Annotated in this window: 15 protein-coding genes and 1 other RNA gene; 4 read left to right on the top strand and 12 right to left on the bottom strand. The window is 71.9% G+C overall.

Features of this window, described 5'->3' with window-relative positions:
• Window positions 1–65 precede the first annotated feature (65 nt).
• The 4 genes from FB470_RS13230 to FB470_RS13215 form a co-directional block, all read right to left on the bottom strand.
• Window positions 66–1,739 carry an ABC transporter substrate-binding protein gene (locus FB470_RS13230; protein WP_306991499.1) on the bottom strand — a complete coding sequence of 558 codons (1,674 nt, stop codon included), beginning with the start codon at window positions 1,737–1,739 and terminating at the stop codon, window positions 66–68.
• 128 nt (window positions 1,740–1,867) lie between these two features.
• Window positions 1,868–2,443 carry a uridine kinase family protein gene (locus FB470_RS13225; protein WP_306999233.1) on the bottom strand — a complete coding sequence of 192 codons (576 nt, stop codon included), beginning with the start codon at window positions 2,441–2,443 and terminating at the stop codon, window positions 1,868–1,870.
• Window positions 2,444–2,445: 2 nt separating this feature from the next.
• Window positions 2,446–3,042, bottom strand: coding sequence for a recombination mediator RecR (gene recR / locus FB470_RS13220; protein ID WP_017985548.1), 597 nt, complete (start codon window positions 3,040–3,042; stop codon window positions 2,446–2,448).
• A 9-nt stretch (window positions 3,043–3,051) separates the two neighbouring features.
• Window positions 3,052–3,423 carry a YbaB/EbfC family nucleoid-associated protein gene (locus FB470_RS13215; protein ID WP_306991495.1) on the bottom strand — a complete coding sequence of 124 codons (372 nt, stop codon included), beginning with the start codon at window positions 3,421–3,423 and terminating at the stop codon, window positions 3,052–3,054.
• 60 nt (window positions 3,424–3,483) lie between these two features.
• Here FB470_RS13215 and FB470_RS13210 point away from each other — a divergent pair, with 60 nt between their 5' ends.
• Entirely contained in the window at window positions 3,484–4,311 is an 828-nt protein-coding gene (locus FB470_RS13210; RefSeq protein WP_306991493.1) for an N-acetylmuramoyl-L-alanine amidase, read from the top strand.
• A gap of 3 nt (window positions 4,312–4,314) precedes the next feature.
• Here FB470_RS13210 and FB470_RS13205 read toward each other — a convergent pair whose 3' ends face one another.
• From FB470_RS13205 to FB470_RS13180, 6 genes are all read right to left on the bottom strand, one after another.
• A complete protein-coding gene (locus FB470_RS13205; protein ID WP_306991491.1) occupies window positions 4,315–6,417 on the bottom strand; it encodes a DNA polymerase III subunit gamma and tau in 2,103 nt (700 codons plus the stop codon).
• Between the two features lie 124 nt (window positions 6,418–6,541).
• Window positions 6,542–6,634, bottom strand: an RNA gene (ffs, locus tag FB470_RS13200) — signal recognition particle sRNA small type.
• A 10-nt stretch (window positions 6,635–6,644) separates the two neighbouring features.
• Window positions 6,645–8,504 (bottom strand): ArnT family glycosyltransferase, encoded by a 1,860-nt coding sequence (locus FB470_RS13195; RefSeq protein WP_306991489.1) that lies wholly within the window; start codon window positions 8,502–8,504, stop codon window positions 6,645–6,647.
• Window positions 8,505–8,757: 253 nt separating this feature from the next.
• Window positions 8,758–9,993, bottom strand: a complete 1,236-nt coding sequence (locus FB470_RS13190) for a bifunctional glycosyltransferase family 2/GtrA family protein (protein WP_306991488.1) — start codon at window positions 9,991–9,993, stop codon at window positions 8,758–8,760.
• 78 nt (window positions 9,994–10,071) lie between these two features.
• Complete coding sequence (locus FB470_RS13185; RefSeq protein ID WP_306991487.1) at window positions 10,072–11,580, bottom strand: HAMP domain-containing sensor histidine kinase; 1,509 nt, start codon at window positions 11,578–11,580, stop codon at window positions 10,072–10,074.
• Entirely contained in the window at window positions 11,558–12,307 is a 750-nt protein-coding gene (locus tag FB470_RS13180) for a response regulator transcription factor (RefSeq protein ID WP_306991484.1), read from the bottom strand. Before FB470_RS13180 ends, FB470_RS13185 begins: the two co-directional genes overlap by 23 nt.
• A gap of 175 nt (window positions 12,308–12,482) precedes the next feature.
• Between FB470_RS13180 and FB470_RS13175 the strand changes: the two genes are divergently transcribed.
• Complete coding sequence (locus FB470_RS13175) at window positions 12,483–13,043, top strand: hypothetical protein (RefSeq protein WP_306991482.1); 561 nt, start codon at window positions 12,483–12,485, stop codon at window positions 13,041–13,043.
• Between the two features lie 89 nt (window positions 13,044–13,132).
• Here FB470_RS13175 and FB470_RS13170 read toward each other — a convergent pair whose 3' ends face one another.
• Entirely contained in the window at window positions 13,133–13,387 is a 255-nt protein-coding gene (locus FB470_RS13170; RefSeq protein WP_306991480.1) for a DUF397 domain-containing protein, read from the bottom strand.
• Between the two features lie 211 nt (window positions 13,388–13,598).
• Between FB470_RS13170 and FB470_RS13165 the strand changes: the two genes are divergently transcribed.
• Window positions 13,599–14,042, top strand: a complete 444-nt coding sequence (locus tag FB470_RS13165) for a hypothetical protein (RefSeq protein WP_306991478.1) — start codon at window positions 13,599–13,601, stop codon at window positions 14,040–14,042.
• The gene (locus tag FB470_RS13160) at window positions 14,039–14,203 is read left to right on the top strand and encodes a hypothetical protein (RefSeq protein WP_306991476.1); all 165 of its coding nucleotides are present in this window, start codon (window positions 14,039–14,041) and stop codon (window positions 14,201–14,203) included. The genes FB470_RS13165 and FB470_RS13160 overlap by 4 nt, the downstream gene beginning before the upstream one ends.
• Before the next feature lie 30 nt (window positions 14,204–14,233).
• Here the strand turns inward: FB470_RS13160 and FB470_RS35750 are convergent, their stop codons facing one another.
• Window positions 14,234–14,428 carry a hypothetical protein gene (locus FB470_RS35750; RefSeq protein ID WP_370876464.1) on the bottom strand — a complete coding sequence of 65 codons (195 nt, stop codon included), beginning with the start codon at window positions 14,426–14,428 and terminating at the stop codon, window positions 14,234–14,236.
• Between the last annotated feature and the right edge of the window lie 38 nt (window positions 14,429–14,466).

Genomic DNA, 14,466 nt, shown 5'->3' with positions numbered 1-14,466 from the left:
TCGAGGTCGCACCACGGCGGGAAAGCGCGCTGTTCAGGCGCGCTTTCCCGCCGTCGGAGCGGAACTCAGCCCTTGCTGCCCTTGGTGACCGTGTAGAAGCGCTCGTCGGTCAGCGGCGTCGGGATCAGGCCCTGCACGTCCGACCGCACCACGATCCCCGGGGGCGACGACGACAACGGAACCGCCGGGACGTACTGCGAGATCAGCACACTGGCGTTCTCGTAGGCCGCCTTCTTGGCGTCCGGGGTCGTCTGCGCGTCCGCAGTGGACAGTGCGTTGAAGATCTGCGGGTTGTCGAAGCCGAATTCGGCCTTCGGGCGCCCGAAGAACGTGCCGATGAAGTTGCCCGCGTCGGCGTAGTCACCGGTCCAGCCCAGCAGGTGCAGGTCCTGCTTGCCCGCCTTCTGCACGGAGTCCTTGTACCCGCCGTTCCACGGCTCCTGGACCACGTTGACCTTGATGCCGACCGCCTTGAGGTCGTCGGTGATCGCGGCGGCGATGTCCACCGGGTTCGGCATGTAGGGCCGGGTGACCTCGGTCGGCACGTAGAAGTTCAGCGTCAGGTCCGACGCGCCCGCCTGGGCCAGCAGCTGCTTGGCGGTGTCCGGGTTGTAGCTGTACTTCGCCACCGCGTTGGTGTAGCCCGGCACGTTGTTCGGCAGGAACTGGTCCTGCGCGTAGGCGCCCTGCGGCAGCCGGTTCTTGACCAGCTGGTCCTTGTTGATCGCGTACTCGATCGCCTGGCGGACCCGCACGTCCTGCAGCTTCGGGTTGTTCTTCTGGTTGATGCCCAGGTACAGGATGTTGAACGCGGGCCGGATCAGGACCTGGTTGCCGGCGTCCTTGAGCGAGTTGTAGTCCGCCGGGCTCGGGAAGTCGTAGCCGTCGATGGTGCCGGCGGCGAGCTCCTGCTTGCGGGCGTTCTCGTCCGGGATGATCTTGAAGATCAGCTTGGCGGTCTTGGCCTTCTCGCCCCAGTAGTCCTCGTTGCGGACCAGGGTGATCGTGTTGTTGGCCTTGTCGAAGCTGTCGAACTTGTACGGTCCGGTGCCCGTCGGGTGGTCCGTGGCGTAGGGCGGGTAGCTGAACGCCTCACCGCTCTGCGTCACGGTGTCGGCGTCCCACTTCTTCAACGCGTCCGGGCTCGACATGGACAGCGAGGTCAGGCCGAACGCGTCCGGGAAGGCGCCCTTGGCCTTGTTCAGGTTGAGGACCGCGGTGTGGTCGTCCTTCGCCTCGCACGACTTGTAGACCGGCTCGCCGCTGATGTCGCCCTCGTTCTTCGCGAAGCCCTCGAAGACGTCGCCGTAGTAGATCATCTGGCTCTGGGCGGCGGCGCCCTTCATGTTGTACCAGCGGTCGAAGTTGAAACAGACCGCCGCGGCGTTGAAGGGGGTGCCGTCGTGGAACTTGACGCCCTGCCGCAGCGTGAACGTCCAGGTCTTGTTGCCGTCGCTCGGCGTCCACGCGGTGGCCAGCGCGCCTTGCAGCTCGGTGGTGCCCGGCTTGTAGGTGACGAGCGTGTCGAACATCTGGCGGGCGGGGCGGAAACTCTCGCCGTCGTCGTTAAAGATCGGATCGAAGTTCTTGGGGGCGCCTGCGGCGCCGAAGATGAAGGTGTCGCTGGCGCTGCCGCCCGAGCCGCGCTCGGAAGCGCAAGCGGCCGTCGTGACCGCGAGGGCGCCGGCAAGCCCGATCAGGGCGATGCGGCGCAACCCAACTGCCCGCGTTGGGAGCATGGTGGCACTCCTTGTGAAGTCCGGTACGTGATCGGTGACACTAACCGGATGTGCGCGCTTCGTTAAGTGCGCGAGGTTACGATCGCGCTACGTAAAGCTGGACGCGACCACGCATTCGGTCGACAAAGTTACTTTTCGCGCTCACGTTGCGTGAGTTCAGACGAAAGTATTAGGCCGTTCGGGTGCACGTACTCGCGAGTACGGTCAACTTCGAACCATCCGCGCTCGAAATCCTGCCACGCTTCGAAGTGGCGACGAGTGCCCGGACCGTCACGCAACACTGCCCGTTCGAGCCGCTCGGCGGGGCCAGGACCCTCGACCCAGCACAACGCGGACAGTCGCGGGCGGACGGACGACCGGCCGGCGGAAACCCCTTCCAGCACGAGGACGTCGGCCGGCTCGACGGTCCGGAGGGCTCCAGGCCGCGGCTCGCCGGTGGTCCAGTCCAGGGGGCGGTAGGAGGCGGGGCGTCCGGCGGCGAGGGGGTCGAGCACCTCCGCGACGAGCCGCGGCCACCACGCGACCGGGTCGGCCCAGGTGGCGTAGTGGTCGGTGGAGACGAGCGCGGTGCTGGTGCCGAGCCGGACGAACGCTTCGACGAGCCGCGCGGCGAAGGTGGACTTGCCCGCGCCGGACGGGCCGTCGACGGCGACCAGCCGGACCCGCCCGCACCGGGGCGGGCCGGCCAGTACGTCGCCGGCCAGTGTCACAGGGCGCGGCGGCCGGACAGGGCGCGGCCGAGGGTGAGCTCGTCGGCGAACTCGAGGTCACCGCCCATCGGCAGACCGGACGCCAGGCGCGTCACGGTCAGGCCGGGGAAGTCGCGCAGCATCCGCACCAGGTAGGTGGCGGTCGCCTCGCCCTCGGTGTTCGGGTCGGTCGCGATGATCACCTCGGTGACCTGTTCCGCGCCGAGCCGCGCCAGCAGCTCCCGGATGCGCAACTGGTCCGGACCGATGCCGGACAGCGGGTCGAGCGCGCCGCCCAGCACGTGGTAGCGGCCCTTGAACTCCCGGGTGCGCTCGACCGCGAGCACGTCCTTCGGTTCCTCGACCACGCAGATCAGCGACGTGTCGCGCCGGGCGTCCCGGCAGATGCGGCACTGCTGCTGTTCGGAGACGTTGCCGCAGATCTCGCAGAACTGCACGCCCTCCCGGACCTTGCCGAGGACGTCCTGCAGCCGGGCGATGTCGGCCGGGTCGGCGGCGAGCAGGTGGAACGCGATCCGCTGCGCGCTCTTCGGGCCGATGCCGGGCAGGTGCCCCAGCTCGTCGATCAGGTCCTGGACTACCCCTTCGTACAACGGGGCCCGCTACTTCAGGCCGGGCAGACCGAGTCCGCCGAGGTCGGGCATGCCGCCGCCACCACCGCCGAGGGCGCCCGCCACCGGGCCGAGCTTCTCCTCGGTGAGCTTCTGGGCGCTGCTCATCGCGTCCCGCACCGCGGCCACCACCAGGTCGGCCAGCGTCTCGGTGTCATCGGGGTCGACCACCTTCGGGTCGATCTTGAGGTCCTTGAGCTCCATGCCGCCGGTGACGGTCGCGGTGACCAGACCACCGCCGGACGTGCCGGTCACCTCGGTGCGGGCGAGCTCCTCCTGCGCGGCGACGAGCTGCTGCTGCATCTGCTGCGCCTGCTGCAGGATGGCCTGCATGTCGGGCATTCCACCGCCGGGTTGCACCATGATCCCCGTTTCGTAGTCCTGTCCTGTGGGTCCCAGCGTAGCTCGGGCGGGTGTGGCACCGTGTTCGCCGTGCGCAGTCGTGGTGTCGTCGTTCTGGCCGGTGTGCTGCTGGTGGCGGGGTGCTCGTCGCCACCCGCGCCGCCGTCGCCCGCGCCGTCTCCGCCCTCGCCGTCGCGAGCGGCGAGCCTGGCGCCGGTGCCGTCGCCGGCGCCCGCTGCGCCGGAACCGTCGGTCGCGCGGAAGCCGGTGACGGTGGTGCTGGATCCGGGGCACAACGGCGGCAATTCAGCGGCGCCGGGCGTGATCGACGAACCGGTCCCGGCCGGGCGCGGGCAGACGAAGCCGTGCAACACGACGGGGACGGCGTCGAACGGCGGGTATCCGGAGCACGCGTTCAACTGGGACGTCGCGCAGCGGGTGGGCGCGTTGTTGCGTGCTGCGGGTGTGCAGGTGGTCTACACGCGTCCGGATGATTCTGGGGTCGGACCGTGTGTGGACGAGCGAGCGGCGATCGGGAACCGCGCCGCGGCCGCGGCGGTGGTGTCGATCCACGCGGACGGGTCGAACGCCTCGGGTGCGCGCGGGTTCCACATCGCGTATTCGAGCCCGGCGCTGAACGCCGCGCAGGGGGCGCCGTCGGTGGCGTTGGCTCGTTCCGTGCGCGCGGGACTGTCGTCGGCGGGCTTTCCGGTGTCCAACTACCTGGGGTCGGACGGGTTGGCGCCGCGGGACGACCTGGCGGGGTTGAACCTTTCGGACCGGCCCGCGGTGCTCGTCGAGTGCGGGAACATGCGCAACGCCGGTGACTCTTCGATGATGTCCAGCGCCGGGGGACGGCAGCGGTACGCGGCGGCCATCGCGTCCGGGATCCTGTCTTTCCTGGGCTGAGCGCTAATCGATCGGCTGGGCGCCCAGGTGTTCGGCCAGCAGTTTGCGGGCCAGTTCTTCCGCGTCGGCGCTCGGGGAGGCCGGGGCGCCCTCCGGGATGGGGCCGCCGGCCTCGGCCAGCATCGCTTCGTCGTCCTCCGGCTCGGGCGGGAGGGGGATGTCGTCGGCCGGCTCGGCGGGCGCCTGGGCGCGCGGCGGTGGCTCCGGGGCCGTCGCGGGCGCGGGTGCCGGGCGCTGGAAGGTCCGCTGGGGCTGCGGCGGCGCCTCCCGCTGGGCCGGGGTGGGCGTCGGGTTCGGGCGGGGACCGTCGCGGCGCGCGGAGCCCCCTCCGCCACCCCCGCCGTGCACGCAGCGCACCTGCCACGTGCCGCCGAGGACCTCGTGCAGCGCGCCCGCGATGAAGTCCGCGTTCCGCGGCTCCGACAGGCGCCGCGCGAGGGGCTCCGCGCTGTGCGCCAGCACGACCAGCGAACCCTCGACGCTCTGCACCGTCGCGTTGATCATCATCGCCTCGGTGCTGCGGCTCGTCTTGCGGATCGCGGCCAGCAGGTCCGGCCACACCCGGCGGATCGCGGCCGCGTCGATGCCGCCCGGCGCCGCGTCGGCGGGGGCCGTGGGAGCGGGCGCCGGCTCTGTCGGCCGGTGCACCGGCGCGTCCGGAGCCGGACGCGAGACGGAATCCGCGGCGGGCCGCGCGGGGGCGGAAGCCGCCGGGGCCTGCTCGGGAGCGGCTGCCGGTTCCGGGGCGCGGCGTGCGGGCGCCTCCGGGGCGGGGCGCGAAGCGGCCTCGGCGGCCGGTCGCGACGGCGCCGACCTGCCCTGGTCGGCCGCGGCGGGCGGCCCGGCCTCCGGAGCGGCGGCGCGCTGGGAGGGCCGCTGGAACCGTGCGGGCGCGGGTTCGGCCGACGGCACCTGGCCGTCCGCGGACAGGCTGCCGCCGCCGCTGACGGTGACCCGGCGCTCCAGCCGTTCGAGCCGCTGCAGCACGGCGGCCTCGCTGTCGGACGCCGCCGGCAGCAGCATCCGCGCGCACAACAACTCCAGCAGCAGCCGCGGCGCCGTCGCGCCCCGCATCTCCAGCAGGCCGTTGTGCACGATCTCGGCGTACCTGGTCAGCGTCGCCAGGCCCGCGCGCTCGGCCTGCGCCGTCATGCGGTCCAGCTCGTCCGCGGGTGCCGACACCAGGTTGCGCGCGGCCGCGTCCGGCACCGAGCGCAGCAGCACCAGGTCACGCAGCCGGTCCAGCAGGTCGCTCGCGAACCGGCGCGGTTCGTGTCCCGCCTCGACCAGCCGCTCGACCGTGCCGAACACCGCGGCCGAATCGTCCGCGGCCAGGCCGTCGATCATGTCGTCGATCAGGGCCGAGTCGGTGACGCCGAGCAGCGAGATCGCGCGGTCGTAGGTCACGCCGTCCGGGCCCGCGCCGGCCAGCAGCTGGTCCAGCACCGACTGCGTGTCGCGCGCGGAACCGCCGCCCGCGCGGATCACGAGCGGGTACACGGCCGGGTCGACGTGGATGCCCTCGCCGGCGACGTTGCGCTCCAGCAGGTCGCGCATCGCGCTCGGCGGGATCAGCCGAAAGGGGTAGTGGTGGGTCCGGGACCGGATGGTGGGCAGCACCTTGTCCGGTTCGGTGGTGGCGAAGATGAAGATCAGGTGTTCCGGCGGCTCCTCCACGATCTTGAGCAGGGCGTTGAAACCCTGCGTCGTGACCATGTGGGCCTCGTCGATGATGAACACCCGGTACCGCGACTCGGCCGGGGCGTAGAAGGCGCGGTCACGCAGCTCGCGGGCGTCGTCGACGCCACCGTGGCTGGCCGCGTCGAGCTCGGTGACGTCGATGCTGCCTGGCCCCTCGGGCGCCAGGGCGCGGCACGAGTCGCACTTGCCGCACGGGTCGGGGGTCGGGCCCTCGACGCAGTTGAGCGAACGGGCCATGATGCGCGCACTCGACGTCTTGCCGCAGCCGCGCGGCCCGGAGAACAGGTACGCGTGGTTGATGCGGCCCGCCGTGAGGGCGGCGCGCAGCGGTTCGGTGACGTGCTCCTGCCCGACGACCTCGGCGAAGGTCGCCGGACGGTACTTGCGGTAAAGAGCCAGGGCCACGACGCGAGAGTACCGGCCCCCACCGACACCCCCAGCCCAGCCCACTCACCACCGGGAGCAAGCGAGAACCCGAGAGCGACCGTCGCTGGTCCACACCGAACGCGCCCAGCGCCCGGCCCTTCATGAAAGGGGACCCCCGCACCCGTCAGAGCCTGCTTATCCTTGCTGCCTTCCGGCCCTGGGGAGGTTCACAGGATGGACGCCGCGGGGGTCCGGCTCCAGTGTACTCAACCGGTCGTCGCGCCTGACGTCAGGTCGTAGACCGTCGTGCCGCCGATCGTCTGGGGGGTGAAGTTCTGCTCGACCCAGGTGGCGATCTCGCCGGACCCACCCCGGCCCGTGCCACCCGCGCCGCCGGAGACGTAGTAGGTGATGTCGCCGTCGGCGACGTACCGCTTGAACTGCTCGAGCGTCGGCGCGGGGTCGCCGCCGTTGAAGCCGCCGATCGCGATCACCGCGGTGTCCGAGTTCAGCGCGAGGCCGGCCGCGGACTGGGACCCGTTCGTCGCCGCGGACCACTTGGTCGTGGTCTGCTTCAGCAGCGCGATCAGCTCGCTGCTCGTCGGCCCACCACGCACGCCACCGCCGAAGCCCATCGAGTTCCCGGACGGCCCGGAGGTCGGGAGGGAGCCGCTGTGGCCCTGCCCGGCCGTCACCACGGTGTACGCCGCGGGCGCCAGCAACCCGGTGCACACCCCGGCGACCGCGAGCACGATCCCGGCCCGGCGGATCCGGTCGAGCCCGAACAGCAGCCCGGCGACCACCGCCGCGGTCAGCGGCAACAGCACCCACCGCAACCACGGCTGCCACTCCGGCGTCCGGTCGAGCAGGATGAAGTCCCACACACCGGTCGCGGCGACCATCAGCGCCAGCACGATCCGGGCGGCGAAGTTGTGCCGCCCGCGCCACAGTTCGATCGCGCCGATGGCGACCAGCCCGGCGATTCCCGGCGCCAGCGCGACCGTGTAGTACGGGTGGATCGTGCCGCTCATGAAGCTGAACACCAGCGCGGTGACGACCGTCCAGCCGCCCCACAGCAGCAGCGCGGCACGGCTCCGGTCCAGCCGCGGCGCGAACCGCGTGAACCACAGGCCGGCGACCAGCGCGACCAGCGCCGCGGGCAGCAGCCACGAGATCTCCAGCCCGAACGACGACCCGAACATGCGCAGCAGCCCGGTCTCGCCGCCGAACATCGCGTTCCCGCCGCCGAAACCGCCACCGGCGTTGCGCTCGCCGCCGAAGATCCGGCTCAGACCGTTGTAGCCGAAGGCCAGCTCCAGCGGCGTGTTGTCCGTGGACCCGCCGATGTAGGGCCGTGATTCCGTCGGCCACAACGCGACCGCCACGATCCACCAGCCCGCGGCGACGACCACCGCGATCCCGGCTCCGGCCAGCTGGAGCACGCGCTTGCCCAGCCCGGCCGGCGCCGCCACCAGGTACACCAGCGCGAACGCGGGCAGCACCAGGAACGCCTGCAGCATCTTGGTGAGGAACCCGAACCCGAGCGCGACACCGGCGAGCAGCAGCCAGCCGGTGCCGGCCCGGTCCAGCGCCCGCACGGTGCAGTACGCGCCGGCCACCATGAGCAGCACCAGCAGCGCGTCGGGGTTGTTGAACTTGAACATCAGCGCCGCCACCGGGGTCAGCGCGAGCGCCGCCCCGGCGAGGAGCCCGGCCAGCGGGCCGGACGTGCGCCGCACCGCCGCGTGCAACAGCGCCACCGAAGCGACGCCGCACAGCGCGTTGGGCAGCAGCATGCTGAAGCTGGAGAAGCCGAGGAGCCGTCCGGACAGCGCCATCAGCCACAGCGATGCCGGCGGTTTGTCGACCGTGATGACGTTGCCCGGGTCGAGCGATCCGAAGAACAACGCCTCCCAGTTCTTCGTCCCGGCCTGCACGGCCATCGCGTAGAAGTCGTTGGCGTAGCCGGACGCGCTCAGGTTCCACAGGTAGAGCGCGGCGGTCGCGACCAGCAGGACGGCGACCGACGGCCGGACCCACGCGGGCCGTCCGGCCGTCCGGGTTCGCGCCGCGGCGGGGACCGGCCCGAGGCGGGCCGGATCGGAGGAAACAGCCGCAGTCGACATGTCGAGTCGGTTCTCCTAATCAGTTGTGGGAGTGAGCGACTCGGCGCACTCCGGGTGGTAGCCGGCCGGCTGGTGAGCACTGGTTGATCAGGTCGCGCGGCGCCGGCCACAACGCCGCCCTGCGCCAACTGGCCAACGGGCTCGTCGGCATCTGCACGGCTGCCTCAAGACCGGCACCCTCGACAACGAGACGACCGCCTGGTCGCACCACGCCGAGAACCTCGCCGCTTGACACGTCAGCTCCCTGGGATGTCTATCGGTTCTTCCGGAAGACCCAGTTGCGGAACAGCAGGAACCGCAGGACGGTCGCGGCCAGGTTGGCCAGGACGAGCACCGCCAGCTCGGCGAACCGCCCGGGTTCGCCCCCGGCGTGCAGCAGCGCGAGCGATCCGCTGGTCAGGGCGAGCCCGAGGCCGAACACGATCAGCCCCTCGAACTGGTGCCGCCCGGCGCTCTCGGACCCGCGCACGCCGAACGTGAACCGCCGGTTGGCGGCGGTGTTGGCGATCGCGGTGACCAGCAACGCGATCAGGTTCGCCGCCTGGGCGCCGACGCCGGTGCGCAGCAGGACGTAGAGCACCAGGTAGGCGAGAGTGCTGCCGACGCCGATCGCGGCGAACCGCACCAGCTGCCTGGCGAGCTTCGGCGGGACGCCGGGTTCGGTGACCTCGATCGGATGCCTCCCCAGCTGGGCCCGGATCTGGCTGACCGGCAGCGTGCCGCGCGCGAAACCGCGGATCATGCGGGCGACCCCCTTCAGGTCGGCGGTCGCGGTCGCCACGATGTCGACCGACGAGTTCGGGTCGTCGACCCAGTCGACCGGCACCTCGTGGATGCGCAGGCCGGACCGCTGCGCGAGCACCAGCAGTTCGGTGTCGAAGAACCAGCCGGTGTCCTCGACCAGCGGCAGCAACCGGCGCGCCACGTCGGCGCGGATGGCCTTGAACCCGCACTGCGCGTCGGTGAACCGCGCGGCCAGCGCGCCGCGCAGGATCAGGTTGTAGCACCGTGAGATCAACTCCCGCTTCGGGCCGCGCACGACACGGGCGCCGCGGGCGAGCCGGGACCCGATCGCCAGGTCGGAGTGCCCGGAGATCAACGGCGCGACCAGCGGGAACAGCGCGGCGAGGTCGGTGGACAGGTCGACGTCCAGGTAGGCCAGGACCTGCGCGTCGGAGGCCGACCAGGCCGCGTTGAGCGCTCGGCCGCGGCCCTTGTCCTCCAGGTGCCGCACCTCGACCCCGGGCAACTCGGCGGCCAGGCCCTCGGCGATGGCGAGGGTGCGGTCCGTGCTGGCGTTGTCGGCGACGGTGATGCGGAACGGGTAGGGCAGCGCGTCGGTCAGGTAGGCGTGCAGGCGGCGCACGCAGGGCGCGAGGTCGGTCTCCTCGTTGTGCACGGGGACGACGACGTCGAGGACCGGGGACGTCCTTCGTCGCGGGGAGCCGGCCGGCCGAGGTGCGGGAGAGGCGTCGGCGGAGGTCGTCATGGTGTCCACGCTGGCCCGCCGCGTTGTGCCGGTCTTGTGGCTCAGCTGTGCGGAACCTGTGAACGCTCCCCGATCGGGTCAGCTGGGAAAACGCACCGTGAACCGGGTGTGCCCCGGCCTGCTTTCCACATCGACGCGGCCGCGGTGGGCGGCGACGACGGCGGCCACGATCGCCAGTCCGAGACCGGTGCTGCCCGCCGCGCGGGACCGCGACGTGTCGCCGCGGGCGAACCGCTCGAACACGGTCGGCAGGACCTCCGGGGCGATGCCGGGGCCGTTGTCGGTCACGCGCAGCACCACTTCGCCGTCCTCAGTGGACAGCTGGGTGGCGACCTCGGTGGCCGGCGGGGTGTGCGTGCGGGCGTTGTTGAGCAGGTTGAGCACGACCTGGTGCAGCTGGTCGGCGTCGCCGACGACGGTGATCGGCTCGGCCGGGACGTCGAGCAGCCACCGGTGGTCGCGGCCCGCGACGTGCGCGTCGGACACGGCGTCCGCGACGATCCGGGAGAAGTCGACCGGCTCGTAGACCCGGTGCCGTCCGGAGTCCAGGCGCGCGAGCAGCAGCAGGTCCTCGACCAGCGTGGTCATGCGGGCCGACTCGGACTCGACGCGTCCCATCGCGAACGCGATGTCCGGCGGCACGCTGTCGCCGCTGTCCCCGCTGCGCCGGGCCAGCTCGGCGTAGCCGCGGATGGCCGCGAGCGGGGTGCGCAGCTCGTGGCTGGCGTCGGCGACGAACTGCCGCACGCGGCTCTCGCTGGCCTGCCGCGCGTTCAGGGCCGCGCCGACGTGCCCGAGCATCTGGTTGAACGCCGCGCCGACCTTGCCGACCTCGGTGCGCGTGTCGGTGTCCCGCGGCGGCACCCGGATCGACAGCGCGACCTCGCCGCGGTCGAGTTGCAGCTGGGACACCTTCGACGCGGTGCCGGCCAGCCGGTCCAGGGGTCGCATGGTCCGGCGGATCGTGACCGCCGCGGCGCCGCCCGCGAGGAGCAGGCCGCCGAGCGCGACGCCGCCGAAGATGATCCCGAGCCGCAGCAGCGTCTCGTCGACCTCGGCGAGCGGCAGACCGGTGATCAGCAGCGTCCCGTCGTGGGTGCGCACCGAGACGACCCGGTAGTCGCCCAGCGCGCCGAGGTCGACGCTGCGCCGCTTGCCGTCGGCCGGCAGCGCGAGGAGCGTCGGAAGGTCTTCGCCGGGCACCGGGTCGCTGGGGAACGGGTTGTTCTCCGAGGGACCGGCGCCGCCGCGCAGCACGCCCGCCCGCGTCGTGCCGTCCGGGAAGACGGCGACGGCCAGCGTGCCGATGCCCTGGCCGGGTACGCGCAGCGAGTCCGGCGGCGGCTGGTACGGCGAGCCGTTCCACGCGCCCGGCGGGGGCTGGCGGGTGCCGCGTTCGCTCGCCGCGGCCAGCCGGTCGTCGAGCTGGTGGTAGAGGAAACTGCGCAGCGCGATCTCGGTGACCAGGCCGACGACCAGGCACACGAGCGCGAGCAGCGCGATGACCTGCGCGATCAGCTTGCCGCGCAGGGACGAGGGCAGGAGCCGCCGCGGGCGGGCGTGCTCAGCCTGCGGGCTTGAGGACATAACCCGCGCCACGCATCGTGTGGATCATGGGCTCCCTGCCCGCGTCGATCTTCTTCCGCAGGTAGGAAATGTAGAGCTCCACGATGTTGGCCTGCCCGCCGAAGTCGTAGCTCCACACCCGGTCCAGGATCTGGGCCTTGGACAGCACCCGCTTCGGGTTGCGCATCAGGAAGCGCAGCAGCTCGAACTCGGTGGCGGTCAGCGAAATGGGGTCGCCGCCGCGGAACACCTCGCGGCTGTCCTCGTCCAGCGACAGGTCACCGACCATCAGCGTCGAACCCTCGTGCGCCGACACCACCCGCGACCGGCGGAGCAGCGCACGCAGCCGGAGGACGACCTCCTCCAGGCTGAACGGCTTGGTCACGTAGTCGTCGCCGCCGGCGGTGAGACCGGCGATGCGGTCCTCGACCGCGTCGCGCGCGGTCAGGAACAGGACCGGCAGGTGCGGCCTCTCGGCACGCAGTTTGCTCAGCACCTCCAGGCCGCTGAAGTCGGGCAGCATGACGTCGAGCACCACCGCGTCCGGGCGGAAGTCGCGGGCCACGCGCACCGCCTCGGTGCCGGTGCCGGCGCTGCGGGTCTCCCACCCCTCCATGCGCAGCGCCATCGACACCAGCTCCGCCAGGGTCTCCTCGTCGTCCACGACGAGGACGCGCACCGCCGACCCGTCGGGGTGCTTGAGGTCGGCCTTGCCGGAGCCGGACATCGCGGCGTTCACGCTGGTCATGGTCCCACCTTCGGCCGCTCCGGTGGGTCCACCCTGTGCCCCGGCTGTGCGTTTCCTGTGAACGGCGGGCCGCACAGCGTCAGCCCACCTCGCTCACAGCCCGCGCACAGGCTGGGTGCCGAACCTGTGGGGTGGCAGGGGTGGCCCCTGCGCCGGCCTACGCGAAAGGGACACGATGAGCACGGAGCCGACGACCACCGAGGCACCTGCCGCCGCTTGGGGGGACCCGCAGCCGCCCGCGCCGAAGTGGTCCGGCACGAAGACCGCGATCGCAGCGGCCGTCGCGGTGGTCATCGCCGCCGTCGGCGGGGTGGCGATCTACCTGGGCACCTCGTCCGGGACCGACCAGCAGGCCGGCGGATTCCCGGGCGGCGGCCGCACGGGCCAGCTGGGGGGCGTGGGCGGCACGGCGTCGATCCTGCGCGAGGCGCTGCACGGCGACTTCACCGTTTCGGCCGACGGCGGCTACGCGGTCGAGCGCTTCCAGAGCGGCGAGGCCACCGCGGTGAGCGCGAACTCGATCACGGTCCGGAGCAGGGACGGCTACACCCAGAGCTACGTGATCGACTCGTCGACCGAGAAGGCCGGCAACCCGGCCGCGGGTTCGTCGGTGACGGTCCTGGCGAAGGTCTCGGGCGACACCGCCACCGCGACCTCGATCACCGACGGTTCGTCCCCGCAGGGCGGCGTTCCCCGCGCTGGTCAGGGCGGGTTCCCCGGCCGGTCCCAGAACTGAGCCGGTGCGCTTCCGGGTCGTCCGGCGTCCCGGAAGCGCACCGGCCCCACGTTGTGGTCAATAACACACGAGTTCCGATAATCGGGTTTTCAGGCCGGCAGGTCGAACTGCCCCGCCTTGGCGCCCTCGAGGAAGGCGGCCCACTCTCCGGCGTCGAAGACGAAGACCGGGCTGCCGACCAGCTTGGTGTCCCGGACGCCGACGAGCCCGGACGCGGCGAAGTTCACCTCGACGCAGTTGCCGCCGTTGGGCTCGCTGGCGAAGGACTTCTGCCACTTCGACTCGTCGAACAGCCGCACCGCCGTGTGCGGGTCGTAATCAACCGGCCGCGGGTGTTCCGGCATCAGTCCCTACCTCCGTGCAGTCGGTCCCGGTCGCCATCTGCGATGCGCACCGGGTCCTGGTCCGTTCGTTGGAACCCAGCGGGTCCAGTCGGGTGATGCAAGTGTTGATCACTCGACACCGGGATTATTCCAGGACTAGGATTATTCCTGCCGGTCGGGTCGATCACACGGCCCGGTTCCCGCAGCGGTGCACGTACTGGGGGTTGGAACGGTGCTCGGAGGACAAGTCGCGGAACGGCCCGCGCCGGCGCGCAGCCCCGCCCCGTTCATGGTCGTCGGCAAGGTCAACGGCCGGGACGAGGCGGCCCGCGCGGCGAGCCCCGCGGAGGCGCTGTCCCGGATGCTCGAGTGGCTCGCCGCCGACCGCGACGCGTCGGCCGTCTGGTACCTGCGCGAGGACTGGCCGGAGCCGTTCACCGTCATCGGTCGCGCTGTTCGCGGCCGCGTCCCGGAGTCCCGCCGGTGCGCGCACCTGTTCCCGCTCGAACCCGGCGCCGTGCTGCGCGGCGCGATGACCGCCCGTTGCGGCGCCCGGCTCACGCTGCCCGAGATCGAGTGGCTGGCCCCGGGCGCGGGCATGCCGTGCGAGTACTGCCTCGCGAAGGCCGGCGTGTGCCGGAACCCGCGGCCGCTACTGGAAGGTGGACACCGATGACCGTCCGCATCCTGACCGGGCCGACCGCACCCGAGCGCGCCGAACACACGCCGGAACCCCCGGTCCGTCCCAGGTGGACACTGCTGCCGCGCTCCTTCCGGCGGCACTGGCACGCGTGGCGCCACAGCGCGGAACTCGCCCTGCCGCGGCCGCGCGGCTGAGCGCTGCACGGGGCGCCACGAACCGCCGCGTCACCGGCGACGGGCCTCCTCCAGCCCGGCGAAGCCGAAAGCGTGTCTGACAAAGCGTTTGTCCAGGTGATCAGGGCATGCAGGCACCGCTGAGCGGTCGACGATGCCCAACGTGTCGTAGCGAGTGCCCAGGCCGCGCCATTGTTTGGGCAGGTTGAACCGTCGTTCGACGACGTTGGGGCCGCGGTAGTCCACCGCGTCGTAGGCAGGCGGTCGACCGCCGCGGGAACCGC

The organism is Amycolatopsis thermophila (assembly GCF_030814215.1).
Taxonomy (GTDB): Bacteria; Actinomycetota; Actinomycetes; order Mycobacteriales; family Pseudonocardiaceae; genus Amycolatopsis_E; species Amycolatopsis_E thermophila.
The sequence above is the reverse complement of the archived record's forward strand: the minus strand, read 5'-3'. Positions and strand labels throughout refer to the sequence as shown.